The sequence below is a fragment of the Neisseria sp. P0001.S007 genome, from assembly GCF_051963655.1.
Classification (GTDB): domain Bacteria; phylum Pseudomonadota; class Gammaproteobacteria; order Burkholderiales; family Neisseriaceae; genus Neisseria; species Neisseria subflava_A.
Genome location: NZ_JBQCUB010000001.1, coordinates 233,565 through 258,437, shown reverse-complemented (window position 1 = coordinate 258,437; position 24,873 = coordinate 233,565). Strand labels below are relative to the sequence as shown.

Annotated in this window: 26 protein-coding genes; 18 read left to right on the top strand and 8 right to left on the bottom strand. The window is 47.2% G+C overall.

Annotation, left to right across the window (positions count from 1 at the left end):
• Positions 1 to 103 precede the first annotated feature (103 nt).
• The 5 genes from pth to ruvB all read right to left on the bottom strand — a co-directional run bounded on the left by pth (position 104) and on the right by ruvB (position 4,585).
• Entirely contained in the window at positions 104 to 682 is a 579-nt protein-coding gene (gene pth / locus ACTHRE_RS01255) for an aminoacyl-tRNA hydrolase (RefSeq protein WP_377072942.1), read from the bottom strand.
• A 54-nt stretch (positions 683 to 736) separates the two neighbouring features.
• Positions 737 to 1,009 (bottom strand): RnfH family protein, encoded by a 273-nt coding sequence (locus tag ACTHRE_RS01250; RefSeq protein ID WP_070608259.1) that lies wholly within the window; start codon positions 1,007 to 1,009, stop codon positions 737 to 739.
• Complete coding sequence (locus ACTHRE_RS01245; RefSeq protein WP_003683270.1) at positions 1,002 to 1,433, bottom strand: type II toxin-antitoxin system RatA family toxin; 432 nt, start codon at positions 1,431 to 1,433, stop codon at positions 1,002 to 1,004. The genes ACTHRE_RS01250 and ACTHRE_RS01245 overlap by 8 nt, the downstream gene beginning before the upstream one ends.
• Positions 1,434 to 1,523: 90 nt before the next feature.
• Complete coding sequence (locus ACTHRE_RS01240) at positions 1,524 to 3,431, bottom strand: ATP-binding cassette domain-containing protein (protein ID WP_070460843.1); 1,908 nt, start codon at positions 3,429 to 3,431, stop codon at positions 1,524 to 1,526.
• A gap of 122 nt (positions 3,432 to 3,553) precedes the next feature.
• Positions 3,554 to 4,585 carry a Holliday junction branch migration DNA helicase RuvB gene (gene ruvB, locus ACTHRE_RS01235; protein ID WP_039862144.1) on the bottom strand — a complete coding sequence of 344 codons (1,032 nt, stop codon included), beginning with the start codon at positions 4,583 to 4,585 and terminating at the stop codon, positions 3,554 to 3,556.
• Positions 4,586 to 4,801: 216 nt separating this feature from the next.
• Here ruvB and cmk point away from each other — a divergent pair, with 216 nt between their 5' ends.
• From cmk to ACTHRE_RS01185, 10 genes are all read left to right on the top strand, one after another.
• The gene (gene cmk, locus ACTHRE_RS01230) at positions 4,802 to 5,461 is read left to right on the top strand and encodes a (d)CMP kinase (RefSeq protein WP_049344765.1); all 660 of its coding nucleotides are present in this window, start codon (positions 4,802 to 4,804) and stop codon (positions 5,459 to 5,461) included.
• A 154-nt stretch (positions 5,462 to 5,615) separates the two neighbouring features.
• The gene (gene rpsA / locus ACTHRE_RS01225) at positions 5,616 to 7,301 is read left to right on the top strand and encodes a 30S ribosomal protein S1 (RefSeq protein ID WP_003678994.1); all 1,686 of its coding nucleotides are present in this window, start codon (positions 5,616 to 5,618) and stop codon (positions 7,299 to 7,301) included.
• Between the two features lie 10 nt (positions 7,302 to 7,311).
• A complete protein-coding gene (locus tag ACTHRE_RS01220; protein ID WP_003678992.1) occupies positions 7,312 to 7,626 on the top strand; it encodes an integration host factor subunit beta in 315 nt (104 codons plus the stop codon).
• A gap of 260 nt (positions 7,627 to 7,886) precedes the next feature.
• The gene (gene zapE, locus ACTHRE_RS01215) at positions 7,887 to 9,023 is read left to right on the top strand and encodes a cell division protein ZapE (protein ID WP_049333700.1); all 1,137 of its coding nucleotides are present in this window, start codon (positions 7,887 to 7,889) and stop codon (positions 9,021 to 9,023) included.
• 94 nt (positions 9,024 to 9,117) lie between these two features.
• Positions 9,118 to 9,543, top strand: a complete 426-nt coding sequence (gene ndk, locus ACTHRE_RS01210; RefSeq protein ID WP_377072945.1) for a nucleoside-diphosphate kinase — start codon at positions 9,118 to 9,120, stop codon at positions 9,541 to 9,543.
• Between the two features lie 168 nt (positions 9,544 to 9,711).
• On the top strand, positions 9,712 to 10,800 hold the full coding sequence (gene rlmN, locus ACTHRE_RS01205) for a 23S rRNA (adenine(2503)-C(2))-methyltransferase RlmN (RefSeq protein ID WP_003683577.1): 1,089 nt from the start codon (positions 9,712 to 9,714) through the stop codon (positions 10,798 to 10,800).
• Positions 10,801 to 10,808: 8 nt separating this feature from the next.
• Positions 10,809 to 11,564: a type IV pilus biogenesis/stability protein PilW gene (gene pilW / locus ACTHRE_RS01200; protein WP_003683469.1), complete on the top strand. Its 756-nt coding sequence runs from the start codon at positions 10,809 to 10,811 to the stop codon at positions 11,562 to 11,564.
• Positions 11,565 to 12,449 carry a helix-turn-helix domain-containing protein gene (locus ACTHRE_RS01195; protein WP_377072947.1) on the top strand — a complete coding sequence of 295 codons (885 nt, stop codon included), beginning with the start codon at positions 11,565 to 11,567 and terminating at the stop codon, positions 12,447 to 12,449.
• Position 12,450: 1 nt separating this feature from the next.
• Positions 12,451 to 13,716, top strand: coding sequence for a flavodoxin-dependent (E)-4-hydroxy-3-methylbut-2-enyl-diphosphate synthase (gene ispG, locus ACTHRE_RS01190; RefSeq protein ID WP_377072949.1), 1,266 nt, complete (start codon positions 12,451 to 12,453; stop codon positions 13,714 to 13,716).
• A gap of 33 nt (positions 13,717 to 13,749) precedes the next feature.
• Complete coding sequence (locus tag ACTHRE_RS01185; RefSeq protein ID WP_070589759.1) at positions 13,750 to 14,595, top strand: DUF817 domain-containing protein; 846 nt, start codon at positions 13,750 to 13,752, stop codon at positions 14,593 to 14,595.
• 58 nt (positions 14,596 to 14,653) lie between these two features.
• Here the strand turns inward: ACTHRE_RS01185 and ACTHRE_RS01180 are convergent, their stop codons facing one another.
• Together ACTHRE_RS01180 and ACTHRE_RS01175 are read right to left on the bottom strand one after the other, a co-directional pair.
• A complete protein-coding gene (locus ACTHRE_RS01180; RefSeq protein WP_377072951.1) occupies positions 14,654 to 16,195 on the bottom strand; it encodes an L-lactate MFS transporter in 1,542 nt (513 codons plus the stop codon).
• A 224-nt stretch (positions 16,196 to 16,419) separates the two neighbouring features.
• On the bottom strand, positions 16,420 to 17,001 hold the full coding sequence (locus ACTHRE_RS01175; RefSeq protein WP_070646879.1) for a superoxide dismutase: 582 nt from the start codon (positions 16,999 to 17,001) through the stop codon (positions 16,420 to 16,422).
• A 154-nt stretch (positions 17,002 to 17,155) separates the two neighbouring features.
• Between ACTHRE_RS01175 and dnaB the strand changes: the two genes are divergently transcribed.
• The 6 genes from dnaB to ACTHRE_RS01145 all read left to right on the top strand — a co-directional run bounded on the left by dnaB (position 17,156) and on the right by ACTHRE_RS01145 (position 22,063).
• Entirely contained in the window at positions 17,156 to 18,562 is a 1,407-nt protein-coding gene (dnaB, locus tag ACTHRE_RS01170) for a replicative DNA helicase (protein ID WP_440344768.1), read from the top strand.
• Between the two features lie 157 nt (positions 18,563 to 18,719).
• Positions 18,720 to 19,388 (top strand): GspH/FimT family pseudopilin, encoded by a 669-nt coding sequence (locus ACTHRE_RS01165; protein WP_219088641.1) that lies wholly within the window; start codon positions 18,720 to 18,722, stop codon positions 19,386 to 19,388.
• 12 nt (positions 19,389 to 19,400) lie between these two features.
• Positions 19,401 to 20,060, top strand: coding sequence for a type IV pilus modification protein PilV (gene pilV / locus ACTHRE_RS01160; protein ID WP_377072954.1), 660 nt, complete (start codon positions 19,401 to 19,403; stop codon positions 20,058 to 20,060).
• Positions 20,061 to 20,062: 2 nt separating this feature from the next.
• Positions 20,063 to 21,004, top strand: a complete 942-nt coding sequence (locus ACTHRE_RS01155) for a PilW family protein (protein ID WP_296184211.1) — start codon at positions 20,063 to 20,065, stop codon at positions 21,002 to 21,004.
• Positions 20,983 to 21,570, top strand: coding sequence for a pilus assembly PilX family protein (locus ACTHRE_RS01150; protein WP_377072956.1), 588 nt, complete (start codon positions 20,983 to 20,985; stop codon positions 21,568 to 21,570). Before ACTHRE_RS01155 ends, ACTHRE_RS01150 begins: the two co-directional genes overlap by 22 nt.
• Before the next feature lie 4 nt (positions 21,571 to 21,574).
• Positions 21,575 to 22,063, top strand: coding sequence for a PilX family type IV pilin (locus tag ACTHRE_RS01145; protein ID WP_070646875.1), 489 nt, complete (start codon positions 21,575 to 21,577; stop codon positions 22,061 to 22,063).
• A gap of 52 nt (positions 22,064 to 22,115) precedes the next feature.
• On the opposite strand, the gene ACTHRE_RS01140 is transcribed toward ACTHRE_RS01145, so the two are convergent.
• On the bottom strand, positions 22,116 to 22,736 hold the full coding sequence (locus tag ACTHRE_RS01140) for a Smr/MutS family protein (protein ID WP_070646874.1): 621 nt from the start codon (positions 22,734 to 22,736) through the stop codon (positions 22,116 to 22,118).
• Positions 22,737 to 22,872: 136 nt separating this feature from the next.
• On the opposite strand from ACTHRE_RS01140, the gene ACTHRE_RS01135 reads away from it, so the two are divergent.
• Both ACTHRE_RS01135 and trpE read left to right on the top strand, forming a co-directional pair.
• On the top strand, positions 22,873 to 23,250 hold the full coding sequence (locus ACTHRE_RS01135) for a hypothetical protein (RefSeq protein ID WP_377072958.1): 378 nt from the start codon (positions 22,873 to 22,875) through the stop codon (positions 23,248 to 23,250).
• A 135-nt stretch (positions 23,251 to 23,385) separates the two neighbouring features.
• A complete protein-coding gene (trpE, locus tag ACTHRE_RS01130; protein ID WP_377072960.1) occupies positions 23,386 to 24,861 on the top strand; it encodes an anthranilate synthase component I in 1,476 nt (491 codons plus the stop codon).
• Positions 24,862 to 24,873: the final 12 nt, after the last annotated feature.

The window sequence follows — 24,873 nt, the reverse complement described above, 5'->3', positions numbered from 1 at the left end:
TTCTTCTGTTTCTTCGATTGGTTTATCGCTAGCCAGACTGCGCCGTCTGTTTTCAGGCCGTCTGAACATGATGTACAAGGTTGCCCGTTTGATTCGGGTACGCTTACTTACTGTGTAAAAAACGTGTTGCCTCTTCCCATTCGCCATTCAACACGGCCGGCAATCCTTGCAGAGATTTGGCGATGGAGTCATCAATTTGTTGTCTGTGTTCTGCCGACGGTTTATTCAACACATAACCGACAACCAGATTACGGTCGCCCGGATGATCAATACCCAAGCGCAGGCGGTAGAAATTAGGCGTACCTAAACGAGCCTGAATGTCTTTGAGACCATTGTGTCCACCGTTGCCGCCGCCAAGTTTGAATTTGATACGACCGCATGGAATATCCAGCTCGTCATGAACCACCAAGATTTCCTCCGGCTTGATTTTGTAAAACTGAGTCAAAGCGGCAACAGCCTGACCGGATCGGTTCATAAAGGTCATGGGTTTGAGCAGCCAAACATCACCATCAGGCGTAGTGGCGCGCGCTACTTCGCCGTAAAATTTCTTTTCGTCTTTAAAATTGACTTTCCATTTCCACGCCAGTTCGTCCAACAGCCAAAAGCCTACATTATGGCGCGTTTGTTCGTATTCTTGGCCTGGATTGCCCAAACCGACGATTAATTTAATTTTCAAGCTCATTACTGTTCTTTCAGTTTGACAGGCCGTCTGAAAAAGTTTCAGACGGCCTTCGATTTATTCTTGCCCGGCACGTTTACGTCGTGCTTCTTTCGGATCAATCAACAATGGACGGTAAACCTCAATCCGATCGCCATCGCGCAAAACAGTCTTGTCTTTTACTGCCTTGCCGAAAATACCCAAAGGCGCTTGCTGTAAATCCAACTCTGGGAACTCTACCTCCAAACCGCTTTGCAGGGCAGCTTCGCGTACTGTTGTCCCTTCGGCAACGGTCATGCCCTTCAACACTTGCCTATCGGCCAGTCCGTAAACAATTTCAATCTCAAGCATAGCGGCGGTCGGCCTCTTTAATAAAAGCATCCACCAGCGTGCCGGCAAGATGGCCGAATACCGGAGAAATCATGGCGGAGAGTACGGCATTGGAGAAATCGTATTCTAATCTGAATTCGACTTTGCACATATCATCGCCCAAGTCGATAAATTTCCAAGTGCCGCGCAGGGTTTTAAACGGCCCTTCGAGCAAATCCATGCGGATTTCCTGCCCCGGGATATTGTGGTTGTGCGTCGCAAATGACTGTTTGACGCGCATATAGTCCATAAACAGGCGCGCTTTTAGCTCATTGCCTTTGCGTTCGATGACTTCGGTCTTGCTGTACCACGGTAAAAATTTTGGATAGTCCTCAACTTTGTCCACCAGCTCAAACATTTCCTTAGCGCTATGCAGCACCAATACGTTTTTCTCGACTTTTTTCATGTTGGTTGTAGACCTTGTTTTTGAATATTCGGGGTTCAGACGGCATGATTTAGAAAAATATCTGCCCTACTTTGGGACAAAATTCCTAATTTAAACCGCTTCGCCATTTTGTTTCGCTTCCAGCCATTCCCAGCGTTCCAGCTTTTCCAAAAGCGACATCTCAATTTCTTCAGCCCTGCTTTGCAATGCACCTGCTTTTTCGTAATCTTTGAAAATTTCAGGATCGGAAAGCTGGGTATTGATTTCAGCCTGCTCGGTTTCCAAAGCGGCGATTTCATCAGGCAGGGCATCGAGTTCGCGCTGTTCTTTATAAGAAAGTTTGACCGTGCGGTTGGCTTTGGGTTTGATTTTTTCAGGCTCGGCAACCGCTTTAGGCGCAGAGGCCGTCTGAATTTTATCTTCCCGCGATTTTGCGTCGATATAGTCCTGATAGCCGCCGATGTATTCTTTCAGACGGCCTTGTCCTTCGAAAACAATGCTTTGAGTAATCACATTATCCAAGAACATACGGTCATGCGAGACAAGGAATACCGTGCCTTGGTAATCTCGCAACAGGTCTTCGAGCAGCTCTTGGGTATCGATGTCCAAGTCGTTGGTCGGTTCGTCCAAGACCAGGATATTGGCAGGGCGGGTAAAGAGTTTTGCCAACAGGAGTCGGTTGCGTTCGCCGCCGGAGAGTGATGAAACGGGACTTTGTGCGCGGGCTGGATGGAACAGGAAATCTTCCAAATAGCTCATCACATGCTTTTTCTTACCACCGACTTCAACGTAATCATTGCCCTGTCCGAGCGTGTAAAACACGGTGTCGTTTTCGTTCAACGCGCTGCGGAACTGGTCGAAATAAGCAACTTCCTGTTTACTGCCGATACGGATTCTGCCGTAGGTCGGCTGCAATTCGCCCAAAATCAGCTTAAGGAAGGTGGTTTTACCGATACCGTTTGGACCGATTAAGCCGATTTTGTCGCCGCGCTGCAAAATGGCGGAGAATTTGTCCATGATGACTTTGTCGCCATAGGCAAAAGAAGCGTGTTCCAATTCGGCGATGATTTTGCCGCTTTTTTCGCCGCTGTCGAGCTTAAAGTTGACCTGCCCTTGTACATTGCGGCGCTCGGCGCGCTGGCGGCGCAGCTCTTCCAAACGGCGCACGCGGCCTTCATTACGGGTACGGCGCGCTTCTATGCCTTTGCGTATCCATGCTTCTTCCTGAGCATGGAATTTATCAAACAAGCGGTTATGTTCCGCCTCGACTGCCAACTCTTGCGCTTTTTTCTCGCTGTATTTGGAGAACGATCCGGGATAGGAGCGCAGAGTGCCGCGGTCGAGTTCGACGATGCGCGTGGCGATATTGTCCAAAAAACGGCGGTCGTGGGTAATCACAACCAAGCTGCCTTCAAATGCTTTGAGCAGGTTTTCCAGCCAGATAATCGCGTCGATGTCCAAATGGTTGGTCGGTTCGTCCAGTAGCAATACGTCGGGCTTTTGCACCCAAGCCTGCGCCAGGGCGACGCGCTTTTTCTGCCCGCCGGAGAGGTTGCCGATTTTTTCGTTTTCCGGCAAACCGAGTTCGCCCAATGTCTGCTTGACTGCCGCATCCAGTTTCCAGCCGTCCTTCGCTTCGATTTCAAGCTGCAATTCGTTGAGCTCTTTCAACAAAGTCTCACTCGAACCATTTTCCAACTCATGGCTGACATGATGATAACGGCTCAATAAATCGCGAATTTCGCCCAATCCTTCGGCAACGGTATCAAATACGGTTGCATCCTTATCAAAAAAGGATTCTTGCGGCACATAAACGATTTTGAGGTTGTTTTGAACAATAATCTGTCCATCGTCAAGCTTTTGTACACCGGCGAGGATTTTTAAAAACGAAGACTTACCCGCACCGTTGCGGCCGATTAAACCGATTTTCTCGCCGCTGTCGAGTTGAAAAGAAGTTTTGTCGAGCAAGGCGACATGACCGACAGCAAAAGAAGCATTTTCTACGGATAAGATATTCATGGGGAAACTTCAAAAAAGAAAAGGGGAACATTTTAACCAATTATCGGCAGATATTTGCCGACAATCATATGAAATTGAAAGTATCAGGCCGTCTGAAAGCAGTTTTCAGACGACCTTCATTATTATTCTTGAACCTTCAAGCCAAAATGCAGATAGGCTCGTTCGGTTGCTACGCGTCCGCGCGGTGTACGTTGCAAAAAGCCCTGCTGAATCAGATATGGTTCAATCACATCTTCGATGGTATCGGTCGATTCGCCAATCGCAGCGGCCACGTTTTCCAACCCGACAGGACCGCCGCTGAACTTGTGCAAAATCGCCTCAAGGAATTTCCTGTCCATCACATCCAAACCTTGCCCGTCCACATCCAGCATACTCAAAGCCGCATCGGCAATTTCCGCATCAATGACGCCGTTGTTTTTCACATCGGCATAATCGCGCACACGTCGCAAAAGGCGGTTGGCAATACGCGGCGTACCGCGGCTGCGCTTGGCCACTTCCATCGCACCCTCGTCGCCCATATCCAACTGCAATAGTTGAGCAGAACGGGCAACAATAGTTGCCAAATCTTTGTTTTGGTAAAACTCCAATCGGGACACGATACCGAAACGGTCGCGCAAAGGGTTGGTCAGCATGCCGGCACGGGTCGTTGCACCCACCAATGTAAACGGCGGCAAATCTATTTTGACCGAACGCGCAGCCGGTCCTTCGCCTATCATGATATCCAACTGATAATCTTCAAGCGCAGGATAAAGGATTTCTTCAACCACGGGGCTTAAGCGGTGGATTTCATCGATAAACAGCACATCATGAGGCTCGAGATTGGTCAACAAGGCTGCAAGGTCGCCGGCACGTTCCAAAACCGGGCCGCTGGTTTGACGCAAATTAACGCCTAACTCTTTGGCGATAATATGCGCCAAAGTAGTTTTACCCAAACCCGGAGGGCCAAACAACAAAGTGTGGTCAAGCGCTTCGCCACGTTTTTTCGCTGCCTGAATAAAAATAGCCAGCTGCTCTTTTGCTTTATCCTGCCCGATATAGTCGTCTAAAGTTTTCGGACGTAAAGCGCGTTCAAGCAATTCTTCCTGAGCGGAAATATTTTGAGCAGTGATAATGCGCTGAGGTTGTGCAGAAGTAAGATTATCGGTTTGTAACATAGTGTTTCTAAATTCTAAGACCGTTCCCGACCCGTTATTTCAGACGGCCCGAACAATCAGATAAAGCGGTTAAATTATGATTTTGGCCATTATACCTGATAAGGCCGAGCCGCTTTTCCCTCAAATCTAAATCACACAAAAATTTTCGTTTTCAGACGGCCAAAGCAACGTATAATAAACGGTTAATTCAAATACCTATCGCATTCAGGAGAACACATGAGCCTCAAGCAAAAAGTTATCGCCATCGACGGCCCCAGCGCATCCGGCAAAGGGACGGTTGCCTCACGCGTAGCCGAAGCCTTGGGTTTTCTTTACCTCGACTCCGGTGCGCTTTACCGCCTGACCGCGCTTTATGCACAAAAACAAAATGTTGCCTGGACAGATGAAGATGCCGTCAGCACACTGGCAGAAACTTTGCCCGCACAATTTGAAGGCAGCGCCGTATTATTAAACGGCGAAGATGTATCCGAGCAAATCCGCACCGAAGCAATCGGCATGGGCGCATCTGCTGTCGCGCAGTTGCCTAAAGTGCGTGCCGCCCTTTTACAACGCCAACGCGACTTCCTGACCGAAAAAGGTTTGGTCGCCGACGGTCGTGATATCGGCTCGGTTATTTTCCCTGATGCCGCATTAAAAATTTTCCTGACCGCAAGTGCCAATGTCCGCGCCCAACGTCGTGCCAAACAACTCGGTATCCCATGCGAAGGCGTTGCATTCGAGCGCATTTTGTCGGACATTGAAGCGCGCGACGAAGCAGACCGCCGCCGCCCTGTTGCTCCGTTGAAACAACTGCCCGACGCCCTGCTTTTAGATACCGATAACCTTTCTATCGAAGAAGCTGTAAAAAAAGTGCTTGATTGGTATCATAAAGTTTAAAATTTGGAGTATAATCGCGAAGTTTTCATTTCAGGCGGCCTGTTAATCCTATAACAAGGCCGTCTGAAAACATTTCCCAACCTGCCGCGCCAAGGACGGCAGGTCATTTCAAACCTAACCCACACCCCTTGGCGGTGTACCGAAAAGAGTATATATGACTATGGAAAATTTTGCCCAGCTGCTGGAAGAAAGCTTTACCCTGCAAGAGATGAACCCAGGTGAAGTGATTACTGCCGAAGTAGTCGGCATCGATCAAAACTTCGTTACTGTTAACGCAGGTCTGAAATCAGAATCTCTGATTGATGTTGCTGAATTCAAAAACGCTCAGGGCGAGATTGAAGTTAAAGTTGGCGATTTCGTTACCGTTACCATCGAATCTGTTGAAAACGGCTTCGGCGAAACCAAACTGTCCCGCGAAAAAGCCAAACGCGCTGCCGACTGGATCGCTTTGGAAGAAGCTATGGAAAACGGCGACATCCTGTCCGGCGTTATCAATGGCAAAGTCAAAGGTGGTCTGACTGTTATGATCAACAGCATCCGCGCATTCCTGCCGGGTTCTTTGGTTGACGTACGTCCTGTAAAAGACACTTCTCACTTCGAAGGCAAAGAAATTGAATTCAAAGTGATCAAACTGGACAAAAAACGTAACAACGTTGTTGTGTCCCGCCGCGCTGTTCTTGAAGCTACTTTGGGCGAAGAACGCAAAGCCTTGCTGGAAAACCTGCAAGAAGGTTCAGTTATCAAAGGTATCGTTAAAAACATCACCGATTACGGTGCATTCGTTGACTTGGGCGGCATCGACGGTCTGTTGCACATCACCGACTTGGCATGGCGCCGTGTGAAACACCCAAGCGAAGTTTTGGAAGTTGGTCAAGAAGTAGAAGCCAAAGTCCTGAAATTCGACCAAGACAAACAACGCGTTTCTCTGGGTATGAAACAACTGGGCGAAGATCCTTGGAGCGGCCTGACCCGTCGTTACCCACAAGGTACCCGCCTGTTCGGTAAAGTATCCAACCTGACCGACTACGGTGCATTCGTTGAAATCGAACAAGGCATCGAAGGTTTGGTACACGTTTCCGAAATGGATTGGACCAACAAAAACGTACACCCAAGCAAAGTCGTACAATTGGGCGACGAAGTTGAAGTAATGATCCTGGAAATCGACGAAGACCGCCGCCGTATCTCTTTGGGTATGAAACAATGCCAAGCCAATCCTTGGGAAGAATTTGCCGCCAACCACAACAAAGGCGACAAAATCTCCGGTGCGGTTAAATCTATCACTGACTTCGGCGTATTCGTAGGTCTGCCTGGCGGCATCGACGGTCTGGTTCACTTGTCTGACCTGTCTTGGACTGAGGCTGGCGAAGAGGCTGTACGCAAATACAAAAAAGGCGAAGAAGTTGAAGCCGTTGTATTGGCCATCGACGTTGAAAAAGAACGCATCTCTTTGGGTATCAAACAACTGGAAGGTGATCCGTTCGGCAACTTCATCAGCGTAAACGACAAAGGTTCTTTGGTTAAAGGTTCTGTGAAATCTGTTGACGCCAAAGGTGCCGTAGTTGCTCTGTCTGAAGAAGTTGAAGGCTACCTGCCTGCTTCTGAATTCGCCGCTGACCGCGTTGAAGACCTGACTACCAAACTGAAAGAAGGCGACGAAGTTGAAGCCGTTATCGTTACCGTTGACCGCAAAAACCGCAGCATCCGTCTGTCTGTTAAAGCGAAAGACGCTAAAGAAAACCGCGAAGCGCTGAATTCAGTTAACGCCGCTGCAACTGCCAATGCCGGTACTACCAGCCTGGGCGACTTGCTGAAAGCCAAACTGTCCGGCGACCAAGAATAAGGTTGCAGACATGACGAAGTCTGAATTGATGGTTCGCCTCGCAGAAGTGTTTGCCGAAAAAAATGGCAACCAACTGCTGGCTAAAGATGTCGAATACAGTGTAAAAGTCTTGGTTGATACCATGACCCGCTCACTGGCTCGTGGACAACGTATCGAAATCCGTGGCTTCGGCAGCTTCGACTTGAACCACCGCCCTGCCCGTATCGGGCGCAACCCGAAAACCGGCGAACGCGTGGAAGTGCCAGAAAAGCATGTTCCTCACTTCAAACCGGGTAAAGAGTTGCGTGAGCGTGTAGACTTGGCATTGCAAGAAAGTGCTCATTAATACTTAGTAGCAAAACGCCGCAGAAATGCGGCGTTTTTTTGTTTTCACCAAAAATACCAAAGCCGGCTCTTTTCACGCATACCTCAATCACACACTATTTCAACTATATTTACTACAATGCTTTTGCAAAAAACGCAGGCCGTCTGAAATCATTTATAATAGACCGACTATTCTGTAATGAAAACATCATTCCAACTACTGTCCAAACTATTGCGGATGATGTTTCAACTATCGCCAGTAAAGCATAATAAAGGTTACACATGAGCAATAGAGACCAACTATTCACACCACCTCCATTTGAAAACCACAGCCCATTGACTTGGTATCAAGCTGCAGCCGAACAGCCCAACTTTATCCGCGACGAAGCCCAAGCGCGAGCCATTGAATATTTGGATCGTTTATGGACCGAGCTGATGATGTTCAAACGCAAACGCAACCGTTTTCTCGGCCGTAGCTTGCGTTCCCCTCAAGTACCTAAAGGACTCTATTTTTATGGCGGCGTAGGACGCGGTAAAAGCTTTTTGATGGATGCTTTTTTCGGCTGTCTCCCTTATCGTCGTAAGCGTCGCGTGCATTTCCATGCCTTCATGGCCGAAATCCATCAACGCCTTAAAGTCTTGAAAAGCGAAGCCAATCCCTTAAAAGCCGTTGCAACAGAAATTGCCAAAGAAACACGCGTATTATGTTTTGACGAGTTCCACGTCAGCGATATTGCCGATGCCATGATTCTAGGCCGTTTGCTGGAAAACCTGTTGAGTGAAGGTGTAGTCTTGGTAGCCACTTCCAACTACGCTCCATCCGAACTCTATCCTCAAGGCCAAAACCGCAGCAGCTTTCTACCAACCATCGCCCTTATCGAGTCCAACCTGACCGTTTTAAATGTGGATGGCGGCGAAGATTACCGCTTGCGTACGCTGCGTCCTGCCGAAATTTTCTTTGTCCCAAATAATGAAGAGAACGAGCAAAAACTGGCTGCTTTATTTAAGGAAATGAGCGGAATCTCTGAATTAAACCCAGGCATTAGCATTATTCATGGACGGGAAATTCCTCATAAAGCCCAGTCAGAACGCGCCATCTGGTTTGATTTCCGCGCATTATGCTTCGGCCCGCGCTCACAAGCTGACTATCTGTATTTAGCCGAACATTACGAGATGGTTTTCCTTTCAGGATTAGAACGTCTAACTCCTCAAGAAAAAGCAGAAGCACGCCGTCTGACATGGTTAATTGACGTTTTATATGATTTCCGTGTGAAATTGTGCGCCACCAGTGCAGTTGGCGTAAACGATATTTATGTCGAAGGCGATTTCGCCGAAGAATTTACCCGTACAGCCAGCCGTATGATCGAAATGCAATCCGAAGTCTATTTGGAACAACCACACCTGACTTTAAGCAAATAATGCCTTTCCCAAAAAGGGGCGAAATTTGGTAGAATACACTTCCCTTGCCTCTTGGCTGCAACAACTTACCTATCAATAAAAACAAGGACATAATATGGCCATCGAACGTACGATTTCCATCATCAAACCCGATGCAGTAGAAAAAAACGTCATCGGCAAGATTTATAGCCGCTTTGAAGAAAACGGCTTGCGCATTATTGCGGCGAAAATGAAACATCTCTCTGAGCGTGAAGCAAAAGAGTTTTATACCGTACATAAAGATCGCCCTTTTTATGAAGACTTGGTTAAATTCATGACTCGCAATCCTGTCATGATTCAAGTATTGGAAGGTGAAAATGCCGTTGCCAAAAATCGCGAATTGATGGGCGCAACCAACCCAGCCGATGCAGCTCCGGGCACAATCCGTGCCGACTTTGCAGAATCTGTCAGTGTTAATGCCGTACATGGTTCTGACAGCGTTGAAAATGCTGCAATTGAAATTGCTTACTTCTTCAGCCAAAGCGAAATCTGCCCGCGCTAAGAGTAAAAGCCTGTAGCCGCTCTACGGCCGTCCGATTCATATCGGACGGCAAAACTGCTTTGTATGTCCTACAAATTAAAGGCCGTCTGAAAACCCAAAGGCTTTTAAAGCAAAGCTGCCCAATAAGCCCCTTTGCTTTAAAAGCTTTACTGAGAAACATAAAAATACATGAAAACCAATCTACTGAATTACGATTTAAACGGACTGACGCAACACTTTGCCGAAATGGGTGAAAAGCCTTTTCGTGCCAAGCAGGTAATGCGTTGGATGCATCAAGCGGGTGCACAAAACTTTGAAGAAATGACTGACTTAGCCAAATCATTGCGTGCCAAGTTAAATGAACAAGCCACAATCGAAGTGCCTAAATTAATGATGGCACAAGAATCTACTGATGGCACACGCAAATGGTTGCTGGATGTAGGCACGGGCAACGGTGTAGAAACCGTCTTTATTCCCGAAGCCGAACGCGGTACTTTGTGCATCTCTTCCCAAGTAGGTTGCGCATTGGAATGCACTTTCTGCTCTACCGGACGACAAGGTTTCAACCGTAACCTGACTGCCGCTGAAATTATCGGTCAGCTTTGGTGGGCCAATAAAGCCATGGGCGTTACCCCTAAAAATGAACGCGTTATCTCCAATGTTGTGATGATGGGCATGGGCGAACCCATGGCAAACTTTGACAATGTTGTTACCGCTTTAAGCATTATGCTGGATGATCACGGCTACGGCTTGAGCCGTCGCCGCGTGACTGTTTCCACTTCGGGCATGGTTCCACAAATGGACAGACTGCGTGATGCAATGCCTGTTGCTTTGGCTGTATCTTTACACGCATCCAACGATGAAGTGCGCGATCAAATTGTTCCACTCAACAAAAAATACCCGCTCAAAGAATTGATGGCAGCTTGTCAACGTTATCTAGTCAAAGCCCCCCGCGACTTTATTACCTTTGAATACGTTATGCTCGATGGCATCAACGATAAAGCACAACATGCGCGTGAATTGATTGAATTGGTTAAAGACGTACCCTGCAAATTCAATCTGATTCCATTCAATCCTTTCCCAAATTCCGGCTACGAACGTTCTACCAACGAAAATATCCGTGTCTTCCGCGATATTCTGCAACAAGCCGGCTTTGTCGTTACTGTCCGCAAAACCCGCGGCGACGATATTGATGCCGCTTGCGGACAATTGGCCGGACAAGTACAAGATAAAACACGCCGCCAACAAAAATGGCAACAAATTTTGGTCGAACAATAAGGTTAATTATGAAAATCAAGTTCGGATTCGCTTTACTTACCGCACTGACTCTTTCTGCCTGCGCATCCTCTTCCGGACCAAGCCCCAAAGAACGTGCCATTCAGGTTTCCAATATCAAAACCCAGCTTGCCGTAGAATATATGCGCGGCCAAAACTATCGCCAAGCTACCGAAAGTATCGAAGAGGCGCTTAAATTCAATTCAAAAAACGATATTGCTTGGTTGGTACGCGCTGAAATTTATCAGTATCTGAAAGTCCGCGATAAAGCTCAGGAAAGCTTTCTTAAAGCATTGTCTTTAAAACCGGATAGTGCTGAAGTCAACAACAACTACGGTTGGTTCTTATGCAATCAAATGAATGCACCTGCCGAATCTATGGCTTATTTTGATAAAGCACTGGCCGACCCGACCTACCCGAGCCCCTTTATTGCCAATATGAATAAAGGCATTTGCAGCGCAAGGTTAGGCCAATACTCTTTGGCTCAAGCCTATTTGGAAAGGTCTTTGGCGGCCAATCCACAATTCTTCCCTGCTTTCAAAGAACTTGCCCGAACCAAAATGATGGCAGGCAATCTGAACGATGCCGACTATTATTTCCGCCAATACCAAAGCAAAGTTGATGTCCTTCAGGCTGACGACTTGCTTTTAGGCTGGCGTTTGGCTACCGCCCTAGGCAATAAACACGCCGCATACGAATACGAAGCCCAACTTAGGGCAAACTTCCCTTATTCAGACGAACTGCAAACTGTCACAACAGGCCACTAAATGGAAAATAACGATAAAATCAACTACGACACACAAGCCGCCAAAACATTGGGGGATGAATTACGCAAACACAGAACTGATGCCAAAATCGATATTCAAGATGTCGCCTCACGTTTGAAACTGTCTGCCGAACAAATTGATGCTTTGGAAAAAGGGGAATATTCAGGCTTTCCCGGTTTAGTCTTTGTTTCAGGCTATCTGCGTTCATATGCACGATTTCTGAAAATCGATGAACAAACCATCGCCAAACATTTACTCTCCATTACTCCGCAACTTGAAGACCATGTATACGCGGTAACACGCAGTGCCAACACAGGCTTAAGCTACAAAGACACTGAAAAGCAAGGCTTTCCAAAATGGATATTGGGAGTAGCCGCATTGGCTTTAGCAATAGGCAGTGTTTACTTTTGGCAAAGCAAATCCAGTTTTGAAAACGAGCAGGCAAATATTCAAAACAGCAAAGATGTTGCTGATACGATGAAAACGCCTGACTTAAAAACGGATAATGTTGCCGTTAGCGAAATGACGGAAGACGGCAAAAAAGAAATCACCAATAAGCCTGAAGTGGCTAATGATCAAGCAGCTTCTGAAGCTTCTGCCGTCGTACAAGAAGAGAAGCCTGCCGTCAAAGTTGAGAAAGACGAACTTTGGATTAAAGTCCAATACCGAAGCAATCTGATCATTACAGACAAAGATGGAAAAGTAGTATTCAGCCGTATCGTTCCGGCCGGAAGCGAACAACGTCTGAGAGGCGGCGCGCCTTACAATGTTTGGATCGGTATTGCAGCCGGCTCGGAAGCCAATTACGGCGGCACACCTATCGAACCTTTGAAATACCGTGTTGCCGGTGAAAAATCCGCCTCTTTTGTTGCAGGAAAAAACTAAAATGACCACACCTAAACGCCGTCAGACACATCAAGTCAAAATTGACCATCTCATCATCGGCTCCGATGCGCCCGTTGTTGTGCAATCTATGACCAATACCGACACCGCAGATGCAGAAGCAACCGCCCGACAGGTCAAAGAGTTGAGCGATGCCGGCTCAGAAATGGTACGCATCACGGTCAATACTCCGGAAGCTGCTTCCAAAGTCGCCGAAATCCGCAGCCGCTTAGATGATATGGGTTATACCACGCCCCTGATCGGCGACTTCCATTTTAATGGCGAACGCTTATTGGCTGAATTTCCCGAGTGTGGAAAGGCTCTGTCTAAATACCGCATCAACCCGGGCAATGTCGGCAAAGGTGCAAAAGGCGATGAGAAATTTGCCTTTATGATTCGTACAGCGGCAGAAAACAATAAAGCCGTACGCATCGGTGTGAACTGGGGTTCGCTTGATCAAAGCCTTGCCAAACGTATGATGGATGCCAACCTAGCTTCTGCTACACCGAAGCCGCCTGAAGAAATCATGAAAGAGGCTTTGATTGTTTCGGCGCTGGAATCGGCAGAAAAAGCCGTGGCTTTGGGCTTGCCTGAAGACAAAATCATTTTGTCGTGCAAGGTCAGCGCCGTACAAGACTTGATTCAGGTTTACCGCGAATTAGGCAGCCGTTGCCGTTACCCGCTCCATCTCGGTCTGACTGAGGCAGGCATGGGCAGCAAGGGCATTGTAGCCTCCACAGCAGCTTTGGCCGTATTGCTGCAAGAAGGTATCGGTGACACCATTCGAATCTCCCTAACCCCCGAGCCCGGCAGTTCTCGCACTCAAGAAGTCATTGTCGGCCAGGAAATCCTGCAAACCATGGGCTTGCGTTCCTTCACACCAATGGTTACAGCCTGCCCAGGCTGCGGCCGTACCACCAGTACTGTATTCCAAGAATTGGCGCAAGACGTACAAAACTATTTACGCCAAAAAATGACTATTTGGCGCACTAAGTATCCAGGCGTTGAATCATTGAACGTTGCCGTAATGGGGTGTGTGGTAAATGGTCCGGGCGAAAGCAAGCTTGCCGACATCGGTATCAGCCTGCCCGGCACAGGCGAAACTCCGGTTGCGCCGGTTTATGTAGACGGCGAACGGAAAGTTACCCTCAAAGGCGACAATATCGCTGCCGAGTTTTTACAAATCGTTGAAGATTATGTCAAAACCAACTACTGCGAAGGTGGTGCAAAACGTAAGCAAAACCGTATCATTCCGATTCAATCTGCCTAAAACATTTTTAAGATAAAGAGGCCGTCTGAAAATATGTTGGGCAAACTGGATACTTGGCTGACTGAGCATCCCAAGCGCAAGGATTTGCATGGTTGGCGACGCTTTATCGTTGAATTTTGGTTCTTCGGTTTGAAAGAAGCACGAGCCTGCTTATTTGCAGGCTTGTTTTTCATTGCCATGTTCCTCGTTCCGAAAACAGGCTGGTTGGGAATTTCACGCTACGACCTGCTGCTGATTTTTGCCGTCTCCGTACAAGCAGCCATGCTGTATTTCAAGCTGGAAACTTGGGATGAAGTGAAATCGATTACACTGTTTCACTTGGTGGGCTTTGCTTTAGAATGGTTCAAAACATCAGGCGATATCCAGTCTTGGAGCTATCCGGATGAGGCTTACACTAAAATCGGCGGCGTACCGCTGTTTGCGGGCTTTATGTATGCCGCAGTCGGCAGCTATATCATTCAAGCATGGCGGCTGTTTGACCTCAAAATCAAAAGCCATCCGCCATATTGGTTGGGTACTTTGTGCGCACTGGCGATTTATATCAATTTTTTCACCCATCACTATATTGGCGACTATCGCTGGTATCTTGCTGCTTTTGCTCTCGGCCTATACGCTCGGACAACGGTCTTATACACGCCCTATGACACCACTCGCAAAATGCCGCTCCTGCTTGCTTTCGTCCTGATCGGATTTTTTATTTGGCTGGCAGAAAATTTGGGAACTCTATTTGGCGTTTGGCGCTATCCCAACCAAATCGGCGCGTGGGCATCGGTACACATCAGCAAATGGAGTTCATGGGCTTTACTGGTGATGATGACTTTTACCATCGTTGCGAATTTAAAACACATCAAACATACCATCAGTGTATCAAAAGATTAGTTGCTTAATATTTTAAAAGGCCGTCTGAAACTTTCAGACGGCCTTTAATTTTCAACAATTAATTAAACAAACTTAAGGCTTTCACAAAAACCATAATGACGCCATAGCCCAAAGGGATACAGACCAAAGCCCAGCGCCACCATACTCCGATACCGCCCGCTGATACTTTCTTGCTGATCAGATAGGCATCGGATACAGCGGTTTCATCATCGGGGTTGCCGCTATGTGCCGCTACTTTAATGTCTTTCTCGTGATGCTTTTCATGAACCGAACGAACACTCAAGTTACACAGTAAACCGACAATCAACAAACCTGCCATAATGTACATGGTAATGCTATAAGCCTCGGCAGCCGGAACACCGCTTTCAATTTGGCTTTGGCGGATATAGTTGACCAACACCGGACCAATAACGGCAGCAGTTGACCATGCCAGCAAAATCCTGCCATGGATTGCACCGACTTGATAAGTACCGAACAAATCCTTCAGATACGCTGGAATCGCTGCAAAACCGCCGCCATACATGGAAATGATGATGCAAAACCCAATAACAAACAAAGCCTTGTTACCGCTCTCGCCAATCGACGGAATGGCAAAATATAACAGCGAGCCGAGCACAAAGAAAATAGTATAAGTATTTTTACGCCCGATTTTGTCGGACACGCTGGACCACAAAAAGCGCCCCCCCATATTAAACAGACTCAACAGGCTTACAAAACCTGCCGCCGCACCCGCACCAATGGCAGCCTGTTTACCGACAGAAGTTTCAGAAAACAGCTCCTGAATCATGACAGAAGCCTGACCTAGAACGCCGATACCCGCTGTCACGTTCAAGCACAACACCCAAAACAAGAGCCAGAATTGCGGCGTTTTCATGGCTTGTGAGACATTGACATGATTACTGCTGACCAATTTGCTTTTGTTTTTCGGCGCAACATAACCTTTAGGTTTCCAGCCATCGGCAGGTACACGGATCGTAAACGCGCCGAACATCATCAACACCAAATAAAACAATCCTAAAACGACAAAAGCCTGAGCTACGCCAACCGAAGTTTCACTGGAGAAAAAACTCATCAGCGACACGGATAAAGGCGAAGCCAACATCGCGCCGCCGCCAAAACCCATAATTGCCAAACCTGTCGCCATACCCGGTTTATCGGGAAACCATTTCATCAGCGTCGATACAGGCCCGATATAACCCAAGCCCAAACCAACCCCGCCAATCACTCCATTGCCCAAATAAAGCAAAAACAGATTGTGCGTATGGACGCCGATCGCCGACACAAAAAAGCCCAAACTAAAGCAGCAGGCAGCAACAAACATCGCCTTACGCGGCCCAACGCGTTCCATCCAAGTACCGAACATAGCGGCAGACGCGCCCAACATCGCCAAGGCAATACTGAAAATCCAACCGACCGTAGTCAGCTTCCAATCTCCTGCAGCCGACTCAGTGATACCGATAAGTTTGGTCAGCGGCGCATTGAACACGGAATAAGCGTATATCTGCCCGATGGCAAGATGCACGGCCAAAGCGGCAGGCGGTACCAGCCAACGATTAAAGCCGGGTTTGGCAATGGTCGCCTCACGGTCTAGAAATTTCATAAAATCCTCTTGTGTGATATGTGTCAAACGCTGATTCCATATCATGTGGAATCGAAAAATTGTTGACAATATTTTAGCATAATCTCTCGTTTATCCTTTTTTCTGCTCCATGATAATTTTGCGCATCAAACAGAAAAAACATTCATCTAAACCATTTCATCACGCCCATATCGACAAAAAGGCCGTCTGAAAATTCTTCAGACGGCCTTTTCATTCATATCGTTTTATGCGGCAAAGCGTTTGGCAACTTCATCCCAGTTAACGATTTCCCAGAAACCTTTCAGGTAGTTAGGACGGCTGTTACGGTAGTCGATGTAGTAGGCATGTTCCCATACGTCGCAAGTCAACAGCGGAGTATTTTCAGTAGTCAGCGGAGTACCTGCATTGGAAGTAGAAACCAGATCCAATTCGCCGGCAGGCGTTTTCACCAACCATGCCCAACCGGAGCCGAAAGTACCGGCCGCGCAAGCATTGAACGCTTCTTGAAATTTCTCGAAGCTGCCCCATTTGGCGTCGATGGCCGCAGCCAATTCACCGGCAGGTTTGCCTTGGCCTTTAGGGGTAAAGCCCAGCCAGTAGAAAGTGTGGTTCCAAGTTTGAGCAGCGTTGTTGAACATACCGCCGGAAGATTTTTTCAGGATTTCTTCCAAAGGCATTTCTTCAAACTCAGTGCCTTTGATTTGATTGTTCAAATTGGTGATGTAAGTTTGATGGTGTTTGCCGTAGTGAAACTCCAAAGTTTCTTTGGTCAGATGTGGGGACAATGCGTCCAGTTCATAAGGCAATTGTGGCAGCTTGTGTTCCATTTTTATGCTCCTAATTATTGATATTTATATTTTGGTAGTGTGTGTTGTCAAATCGACAACATTGCTATTTTACCTGCTTTAGCCTAAACAAACCAATTGAACTTACACTGCGCTATAATAGTGGATTGCAATTTTCCAGCCAGAGATGCCCGTCATGAGCAATTATTCCGATATGCCGTCTGAAGACCGTGAAATCAGCGCATTGTCACTGCCGCCACATTCCACAGAAGCGGAGCAATCCGTTTTGGGCGGCCTGATGCTGGAAAATTCTGCTTGGGACCGTATTGCCGATGTCGTTTCCGGCGAGGATTTTTACCGCCACGAACACCGCCTGATTTTTCGTGCCATTGCCAACCTGATTAATGAAAGCCGTCCTGCCGACGTCATTACCGTTCAGGAAAGTTTGGAACGCAATGAAGAATTGGAAGCGGCAGGCGGATTCAACTATCTGATTACGCTGGCGCAAAACACGCCATCCGCTGCCAATATCCGCCGCTACGCCGAAATCGTGCGTGAGCGTTCCATCATGCGCCAGCTTGCCGAAGTCGGCACGGAAATTGCACGCAGCGCATACAATCCGCAAGGGCGCGATGCAGGCCAGCTTTTGGACGATGCGGAAAACAAAGTATTCCAAATCGCCGAAAGTACAGCCAAATCCAAACAAGGCTTCCTTGAGATGCCCGACCTTCTGAAAGAAGTGGTCGAACGCATCGATATGCTTTATTCGCGCGACAATCCTGATGAAGTAACCGGCATATCGACAGGTTTTATCGACCTCGACAAAAAAACATCAGGCCTTCAACCGGGCGATTTGATTATCGTCGCAGGCCGTCCGTCTATGGGTAAAACTGCCTTTTCGATCAATATTGCGGAACACGTTGCCGTAGAAAACAAATTACCTGTCGCCGTATTCTCTATGGAGATGGGCGGTGCGCAGCTGGTTATGCGTATGCTGGGTTCAGTCGGACGTTTGGACCAAAGCGTTTTAAAAACCGGCAGATTGCAAGACGAACACTGGGGCCGTCTGAACGAAGCGGTCGTTAAACTCTCCGATGCACCCATGTATATCGATGAAACGCCGGGCTTGACCGCGCTCGAACTCCGCGCCCGCGCCCGCCGTCTTGCTCGCCAGTTCAACGGCAAATTGGGTTTGATCGTCATCGACTACCTGCAATTAATGTCAGGCTCCGGCCGTTCTGACAACCGTGCTTCCGAGCTTGGCGAAATTTCCCGCTCCCTCAAAGCATTGGCTAAAGAATTGCAAGTTCCCGTCATTGCCCTGTCGCAGTTGAGCCGTACAGTTGAGCAGCGTACTGACAAACGCCCGATGATGTCCGATTTGCGTGAATCCGGCGCAATCGAACAAGATGCCGACTTGATTATGTTCATGTATCGTGATGAATACTACAATTCAGAATCACCCGCAAAAGGCTTGGCGGAATGTATTATCGGCAAACACCGTAACGGTCCAGTCGGGAAAGTATTCCTCACTTGGATGGGTCAATTTACCAAATTTGATAATGCCGCCTATGTTCCAGAATCCATGTTGATGGAAGATTGAGACAGATTGTCTGAAAAACTAACCGAATTTCATATTTCATTAGTCACGCATTACAAAATCGTTTAAAATAAATCTAATAAAAGCAAAAGCATTGCCGCAGGCAAGTGCAAAAGAGAAAACGTCAGTTACCCAACACATTACTACCAAAAAATCACTCATGTATCAGACACAAAAAGGCTTCACCCTAATTGAGTTGCTGATTGTCATTACTATTGCAGCAGTAATGGCCGTCATCGCACTTCCCAATATGAATCAATGGATTGCCTCCAGACGTGCAGCATCGCAAGCAGAGCAAATTGCCAATCTGCTGCGCTTCGCGCGAAATGAGGCCGTCCGTCTCAATCTTCCCGTTTACATCTGCCCGGTCAAAATCAAATCCGATGGCTCGCCCAATAATGGTTGCGATTCCAAATATGCCGGTAATGGTATGTTGGCCTACGCCGATAAAAACGGAGATTCCAACTATAAAAACGATACAGTCGATTTATCCGTCCGCTCCATTATTCTCAATGGAGGCACCGACAAAGTAGAATACAGCTTCGACTACATCCCTATCGGCAATGACCGTTCTGCCCTCTCTACTTCGGCTTCAAACGAAGTCTGGTGGAGGTTTCTTCCCAATGGTACATTTGGCCATTCGACCGATGGCAAGAATTATCAATTTTCAGACGGCCACATCAAAATCAGCCTGACGGATAAATCCGCTACCGATGCTGAAACCAAGAAAGCCCGTGCTACCGTACTTTTAATCAATGGCAATGGGCATGTCGAAATCTGTGCTAAAAACGATGAGCGCAAAATGTGCGAATACACTTCCAAAAAATAACAACGGTATCTTATGAACATTACTAATCCTACTCATCTCAGATCATTTAAAGGCCGTCTGAAAATGAGCTCATCAAGCTTTACCCCAGAACTTCAATCAGGTATGACCCTGATTGAAGTTTTGATTGCCATGTTTGTCCTTGCCATCGGTGTGCTGGCCCTTCTGGCTGTCCAACTGCGTACCGTATCCAACGTGCGCGAGTCTGAAAATCAAACCACCGTCGCCCAAATTACACAAAATCTGATTGAAGGCATGCTCATTAATCCGACGTTCCCTAAAGAAAAAGAAGTCGATAAGATGACAGGCGAAAAAACTCCCCGTTATAAAAAATCCTACAAAGCTTATGAACAGCTTAAAGATTCAAATCAAACTACTGAATTTGAAGACAAAATGACGAAAGAACAACTTGCGCAGGCGCAAATTGCCCAGTTTAAGGCTGACTTAACCAAAGCCCTTCCCGAAGCCCAAGTCTTCTCGACCATCTGCAAAGATTCTTCCGGTGCAGAGCCGACTTACGAAAATGGCTTCCAAGCAAACTGCGATGGCAAAGGCGACACAACCATCGTTAAAGTTTTATGGTTGCAAGATGTCGAAGAAGAAAATACCGCAAAAAATCTCAACACATCGGGGCATCACGTTGTCTATACCTACCAATCACGCGTAAGAGACTAACAATGAACAATAAACGCTTACTCAACCATATTCCCAATAAAACCGCCATTCGCGGTTTTAGCATCCTTGAATTTTTGGTTGCCAGCCTGCTTAGCATGATTGTCTTAATGGCTGTCAGCTCCACTTACTTTACTGCACGCGGATTAAACAAATCTGCCAACGCCCGCATCGGTATCCAACAAGATTTGCGCAACGCTGCTAATATGATCGTCCGCGATGCGCGTATGGCAGGCAATTTCGGCTGCTTCAATATGGCGAATTTTCCTGCCTCTGCAGTAATAGAAGACAAAAGCTCAGATGAATATACCTTAAAAACAGCTGGTGTGAATAATCTGTTGCCGGTTAAAGAAATCAATAAATTAAGCTATAGCGGCTTTGCTCAAACCGGTAAAGACCCAATCCTGCTGTTTCAATACGGTATCGACAAAGCAGACTCAACTGAAAAAACTGCCATTGCCAGCAGCTGCTCCGGCATTGCCAAACCTCACACAGAAATTAAAGATTTGGCTGCGGCAAAATCGGCTTTAAAAATTACCAACTCTGATCAAGACGGCAGTATCGCCATCATGAAACATGAAATGATTGCCTACGCTGTCGGTAAACTTGGTGAAGAGAGCGGTTTGTTCCGTTTCCAATTATCAAATGATGGCTCATGGAGTAATCCGCAGCTGTTGATTAAAGGCATTACAACCATGGATATCCACTATATCTATGCGGAATGTTCTGATTCTGAAAATGCATCAGCAAGTGGAGCAAATGCGGAAACCTTTAAGTATGCAGATCAATTGGATACCTCAATTGAGGCCAAGTCTCCGGCTTCTATCCAAATCGTACTGAATAACGGCAGTATTGACCCATCAAAAGAACAAGACAATAAAGTCGATATCTATAATATTAATGCCACCATCCGCGGAGGAAACGTATGCGCCGACCGATCACTCTAATCAAGCCCGACCAGCAACAAGGCTATGCTTTGTTTATCGTCTTAATGATGATGGTCGTCATCGCCCTGCTCGTGGTCACAGCTACCCAATCCTACAATACTGAACAGCGTATCAGCACCAATGATGCCGACCGCAAACTGGCAACCACTTTGGCCGAAGCGGCATTGCGTGAAGGTGAAAATCAAATTTTTGATATTGAAGGGAAAAAGACTAATTTTACTAAAGAGTGTAAAGACGGTTTATGCTTTACACCATACGTTAAATACGACGGTAACTTTCAAACACAAGAAAATGACAATAAGATAGGATATGCTTGGGATCGTATACTCCCTGAATGTATAGATAAAAAAAAGAAGAATAAAAAACCTCAAAAATGTATTGATGTTAACGGCACAGAATATTCTCTAGGTGAAAATAGTAGCATCGCAAAAAATCCCCGCTACATCATCGAATATCTAGGCACTAACTCTGCCGACAACCGTACTATTTACCGTGTTACAGCCAAAGCATGGGGTAAGAATGACAATACACAGGTCGTTCTTCAATCTTACGTTGCCAGCGAATAATATAATGAATACCACCTCTACCAAACAACTAGGCTTTACGCTGGTTGAGATGATGATTGCCGTCGCCATCTTAGCCATCCTGAGCGTCATTGCCATTCCGTCTTACAACCGCTACATTGAACGAGGCTACCAATCACAAGCGCATGCCGAGTTAGTTGCCATCAATTCTGCTTTTAAAAATAAGATGGTTAAAAATCCAAATTGGGAAACTAAAAGGATTGAAAAAGAATTAGGTACATTTATTGCCTCATACAAAGGCCATAAAGATTTGGCAGACAAATACCAATACTCTGCTGAAATGATTAATGCCAGTACAAGCCGAGCCTATCGTTTGAAAGCCATTCCCACAAAAACAGGCTATACCCTTTCCGTTTGGATGGATAGTTTGGGCAATACTTACAAATGTACTGATATTAATTCCGCCAAAGATTCCAAAACCACAATGACCAATGGAAAAGGTTGCGAATCGGTTTCCAAAAAGAAATCTTCTTAGTCTAACAACTATAAAAAAGCAGTGTCATCTTACTGACACTGCTTTTTATATTTTACTGCTTCCAATCATCGTCTCGGCGTTGGCGTTTCAACAAGATCCTGACTGCACCATCATTACCTTGTCGAGGCTCAACATAAGCCAACACATCAGGATGCTGCATCAACCAGCGGCGCGTCATATTTTTTAAAACCGGTTTATAGCCTGAAGAACCCAAGCCACTACCGTGGACAATCTCGCCGCAAACGCCGCGTTTTTTTGTAAACTCAATAAATTCGTTCAATACCTGCTGCGCTTCCTCCTGCGTATAGCCGTGCAAATCCACATCAGCCACAACAGGATAATGGCCGTTTCGCAAACGCATCAAATCATTTTTACCCTGCCCGTTTTTACTGAACGAAGCCGGCGGTTCTTCCCAGCCGCCGCTACCCACATAAAAATAATCTTCCTGCTCCAAAGTCGCCATTTCTTTAGGTCGCGGCTTGATCGGAGATTTATCACGGGGCTGTTCATAATAGTTACCGGCATTTTTCAACGGCGTAACCTTACCAACTGCCTTACTGAAATCCACATCTTCTGCCTGCTTTTTAGTCTTTGCTTCCGCTTCCCGCTCCGCTGCTTCCTTTTTTGCCTGTTTGCCCAAAGCCTTTAACGTTTCTTGAAAGTTTGCCGTCATGGTTTGTCCTTTCCAAAAAATTGATTGAGCCCATTATAGCAAACCCGGCTACAAGGCCGTCTGAAAGACTCTTATCATCGCTTCTTGTTTAGGGTATAGTATTAACGCATTGCCAGTCTTATAAAAGAGAGAAAATATGTTTAAACGCCCGGAAGAAATCATCGTCTTGATACTTGCCCTATTATGGGTCGGACTCAGCTACTACTTTGCCGCCATCCTGATTTCAGATGCCTACACCATCCTCCTGATTACCGTACTGACTTTCGTTTGGGCAGCCATCTGTTTCCTTTTATGGCAACGCAACTTAAGCCGTCATATTTGGCCGCTGTTCCTCGGCAGCCTGGTTGCCTGCTGGTGGCCGTACTTCACTTGGCTTGCAAGCGATGTTCCCGAAGGTACATGGTATTCAGGCTGGACATTCAAATCCATTATCGCCCTGATTCCCGTTGTTGCCGCTTATGTTTTCAAGTGGAAACGAAACCGGAAAAACAAAATCTCCAACACCATTGCCTGATACCTCGCGCCGTCTTTTTCAGACGGCGTTTTCCATATCTGACATAACGCTCAGACTGTCAACAATTCCAATAAAATGCTATACTCTTCACACGATTTAACACCCTAAAACAGGCCGTCTGAAAGACTTATCAAGATGATCAGCAAACAAGAATACCAAGCCCAAGCCGCACAAGGTTACAACCGCATTCCACTCGTTCAAGAGCTGCTTGCCGACTTGGACACACCGCTCTCAATCTACCTCAAACTTGCCAACAAGCCTTTCACCTACCTACTCGAATCCGTTGTCGGTGGCGAACGCTTCGGCCGCTATTCCTTTATCGGTCTGCCTTGCAACCACTATCTCAAAACCAGCGGCAAACATGTCGATGTGTATCAAAACGGCGAAATCGTTGAACAACACGACGGCAATCCCCTGCCCTTTATCGAAGCCTTCCACAACCGCTTCAAAACGCCCGAAATCACAAGCCTGCCGCGCTTTACCGGCGGCCTGGTCGGCTACTTTGGTTATGAAACCATCTACAATTTCGAACATTTTGCCCACCGCCTGAAACATACGGCTAAAGCCGATCCGCTTGGTACGCCCGACATCCTCCTGATGCTCTCGCAAGAGCTTGCCGTAGTGGATAACCTAAGCGGCAAAATCTACCTGATTGTTTATGCCGATCCCTCTCAGGCCAACGGCTACGAACGCGCGCGCGAACGTCTTGAAGACATCCGTACCCAGCTACGCCAAAGTTGCGCCATCCCGCTTTCCCTCGGCAGCAAGCAAACCCAAGCAGTCAGCGAATTCGGAGAAGAACCTTTCAAAGCCTGTGTCAACAAAATCAAAGACTACATCTTTGCAGGCGACTGCATGCAGGTTGTCCCCAGCCAACGCATGAGTATGGAATTTACCGACAATCCGCTTGCCCTCTACCGCGCCCTGCGTACGCTGAACCCATCGCCGTATATGTTCTACTACGATTTCAGCGATTTCCATATTGTCGGCTCTTCGCCCGAAATCCTCGTCCGCCGCGAACGCGACGATGTCATCGTCCGTCCTATCGCCGGCACGCGCCTGCGCGGCAAAACACCAGCCGAAGACCTCGCCAACGAGCAAGACCTGCTGAGCGATGCCAAAGAGATTGCCGAACACGTCATGTTGATTGACTTAGGACGCAACGACGTCGGCCGTATCAGTAAAACCGGCGAAGTCAAAGTCACCGACAAAATGGTGATTGAAAAATACTCCCATGTGATGCACATCGTCTCTAACGTCGAAGGCCGTCTGAAAGACGGCATGACCAACATGGACATCCTCGCCGCCACCTTCCCCGCAGGCACACTTTCAGGCGCTCCAAAAGTCCGCGCCATGGAAATCATCGAAGAAGTCGAACCAAGCAAACGCGGCATCTACGGCGGCGCAGTCGGCGTATGGAGTTTCAACAACGACATGGACTTGGCCATTGCCATCCGCACTGCCGTGATTAAAAACAATACCCTCTTCGTCCAAAGCGGCGCAGGCGTAGTTGCCGACTCCGACCCAACCTCCGAATGGCAAGAAACCCAAAACAAAGCCCGCGCCGTCGTGCGCGCAGCGCAGATGGTGCAAGAAGGGTTGGACAAATAATTTTCAGACGGC

What these genes read in the sequence shown, in the direction of transcription:
- pth (WP_377072942.1), bottom strand. Translation starts at nt 682, where the DNA reads ATGAGCTTGAAAATTAAATTAATCGTCGGTTTGGGCAATCCAGGCCAA.
- ACTHRE_RS01250 (WP_070608259.1), bottom strand. Translation starts at nt 1,009, where the DNA reads ATGCTTGAGATTGAAATTGTTTACGGACTGGCCGATAGGCAAGTGTTG.
- ACTHRE_RS01245 (WP_003683270.1), bottom strand. Translation starts at nt 1,433, where the DNA reads ATGAAAAAAGTCGAGAAAAACGTATTGGTGCTGCATAGCGCTAAGGAA.
- ACTHRE_RS01240 (WP_070460843.1), bottom strand. Translation starts at nt 3,431, where the DNA reads ATGAATATCTTATCCGTAGAAAATGCTTCTTTTGCTGTCGGTCATGTC.
- ruvB (WP_039862144.1), bottom strand. Translation starts at nt 4,585, where the DNA reads ATGTTACAAACCGATAATCTTACTTCTGCACAACCTCAGCGCATTATC.
- cmk (WP_049344765.1), top strand. Translation starts at nt 4,802, where the DNA reads ATGAGCCTCAAGCAAAAAGTTATCGCCATCGACGGCCCCAGCGCATCC.
- rpsA (WP_003678994.1), top strand. Translation starts at nt 5,616, where the DNA reads ATGACTATGGAAAATTTTGCCCAGCTGCTGGAAGAAAGCTTTACCCTG.
- ACTHRE_RS01220 (WP_003678992.1), top strand. Translation starts at nt 7,312, where the DNA reads ATGACGAAGTCTGAATTGATGGTTCGCCTCGCAGAAGTGTTTGCCGAA.
- zapE (WP_049333700.1), top strand. Translation starts at nt 7,887, where the DNA reads ATGAGCAATAGAGACCAACTATTCACACCACCTCCATTTGAAAACCAC.
- ndk (WP_377072945.1), top strand. Translation starts at nt 9,118, where the DNA reads ATGGCCATCGAACGTACGATTTCCATCATCAAACCCGATGCAGTAGAA.
- rlmN (WP_003683577.1), top strand. Translation starts at nt 9,712, where the DNA reads ATGAAAACCAATCTACTGAATTACGATTTAAACGGACTGACGCAACAC.
- pilW (WP_003683469.1), top strand. Translation starts at nt 10,809, where the DNA reads ATGAAAATCAAGTTCGGATTCGCTTTACTTACCGCACTGACTCTTTCT.
- ACTHRE_RS01195 (WP_377072947.1), top strand. Translation starts at nt 11,565, where the DNA reads ATGGAAAATAACGATAAAATCAACTACGACACACAAGCCGCCAAAACA.
- ispG (WP_377072949.1), top strand. Translation starts at nt 12,451, where the DNA reads ATGACCACACCTAAACGCCGTCAGACACATCAAGTCAAAATTGACCAT.
- ACTHRE_RS01185 (WP_070589759.1), top strand. Translation starts at nt 13,750, where the DNA reads ATGTTGGGCAAACTGGATACTTGGCTGACTGAGCATCCCAAGCGCAAG.
- ACTHRE_RS01180 (WP_377072951.1), bottom strand. Translation starts at nt 16,195, where the DNA reads ATGAAATTTCTAGACCGTGAGGCGACCATTGCCAAACCCGGCTTTAAT.
- ACTHRE_RS01175 (WP_070646879.1), bottom strand. Translation starts at nt 17,001, where the DNA reads ATGGAACACAAGCTGCCACAATTGCCTTATGAACTGGACGCATTGTCC.
- dnaB (WP_440344768.1), top strand. Translation starts at nt 17,156, where the DNA reads ATGAGCAATTATTCCGATATGCCGTCTGAAGACCGTGAAATCAGCGCA.
- ACTHRE_RS01165 (WP_219088641.1), top strand. Translation starts at nt 18,720, where the DNA reads ATGTATCAGACACAAAAAGGCTTCACCCTAATTGAGTTGCTGATTGTC.
- pilV (WP_377072954.1), top strand. Translation starts at nt 19,401, where the DNA reads ATGAACATTACTAATCCTACTCATCTCAGATCATTTAAAGGCCGTCTG.
- ACTHRE_RS01155 (WP_296184211.1), top strand. Translation starts at nt 20,063, where the DNA reads ATGAACAATAAACGCTTACTCAACCATATTCCCAATAAAACCGCCATT.
- ACTHRE_RS01150 (WP_377072956.1), top strand. Translation starts at nt 20,983, where the DNA reads ATGCGCCGACCGATCACTCTAATCAAGCCCGACCAGCAACAAGGCTAT.
- ACTHRE_RS01145 (WP_070646875.1), top strand. Translation starts at nt 21,575, where the DNA reads ATGAATACCACCTCTACCAAACAACTAGGCTTTACGCTGGTTGAGATG.
- ACTHRE_RS01140 (WP_070646874.1), bottom strand. Translation starts at nt 22,736, where the DNA reads ATGACGGCAAACTTTCAAGAAACGTTAAAGGCTTTGGGCAAACAGGCA.
- ACTHRE_RS01135 (WP_377072958.1), top strand. Translation starts at nt 22,873, where the DNA reads ATGTTTAAACGCCCGGAAGAAATCATCGTCTTGATACTTGCCCTATTA.
- trpE (WP_377072960.1), top strand. Translation starts at nt 23,386, where the DNA reads ATGATCAGCAAACAAGAATACCAAGCCCAAGCCGCACAAGGTTACAAC.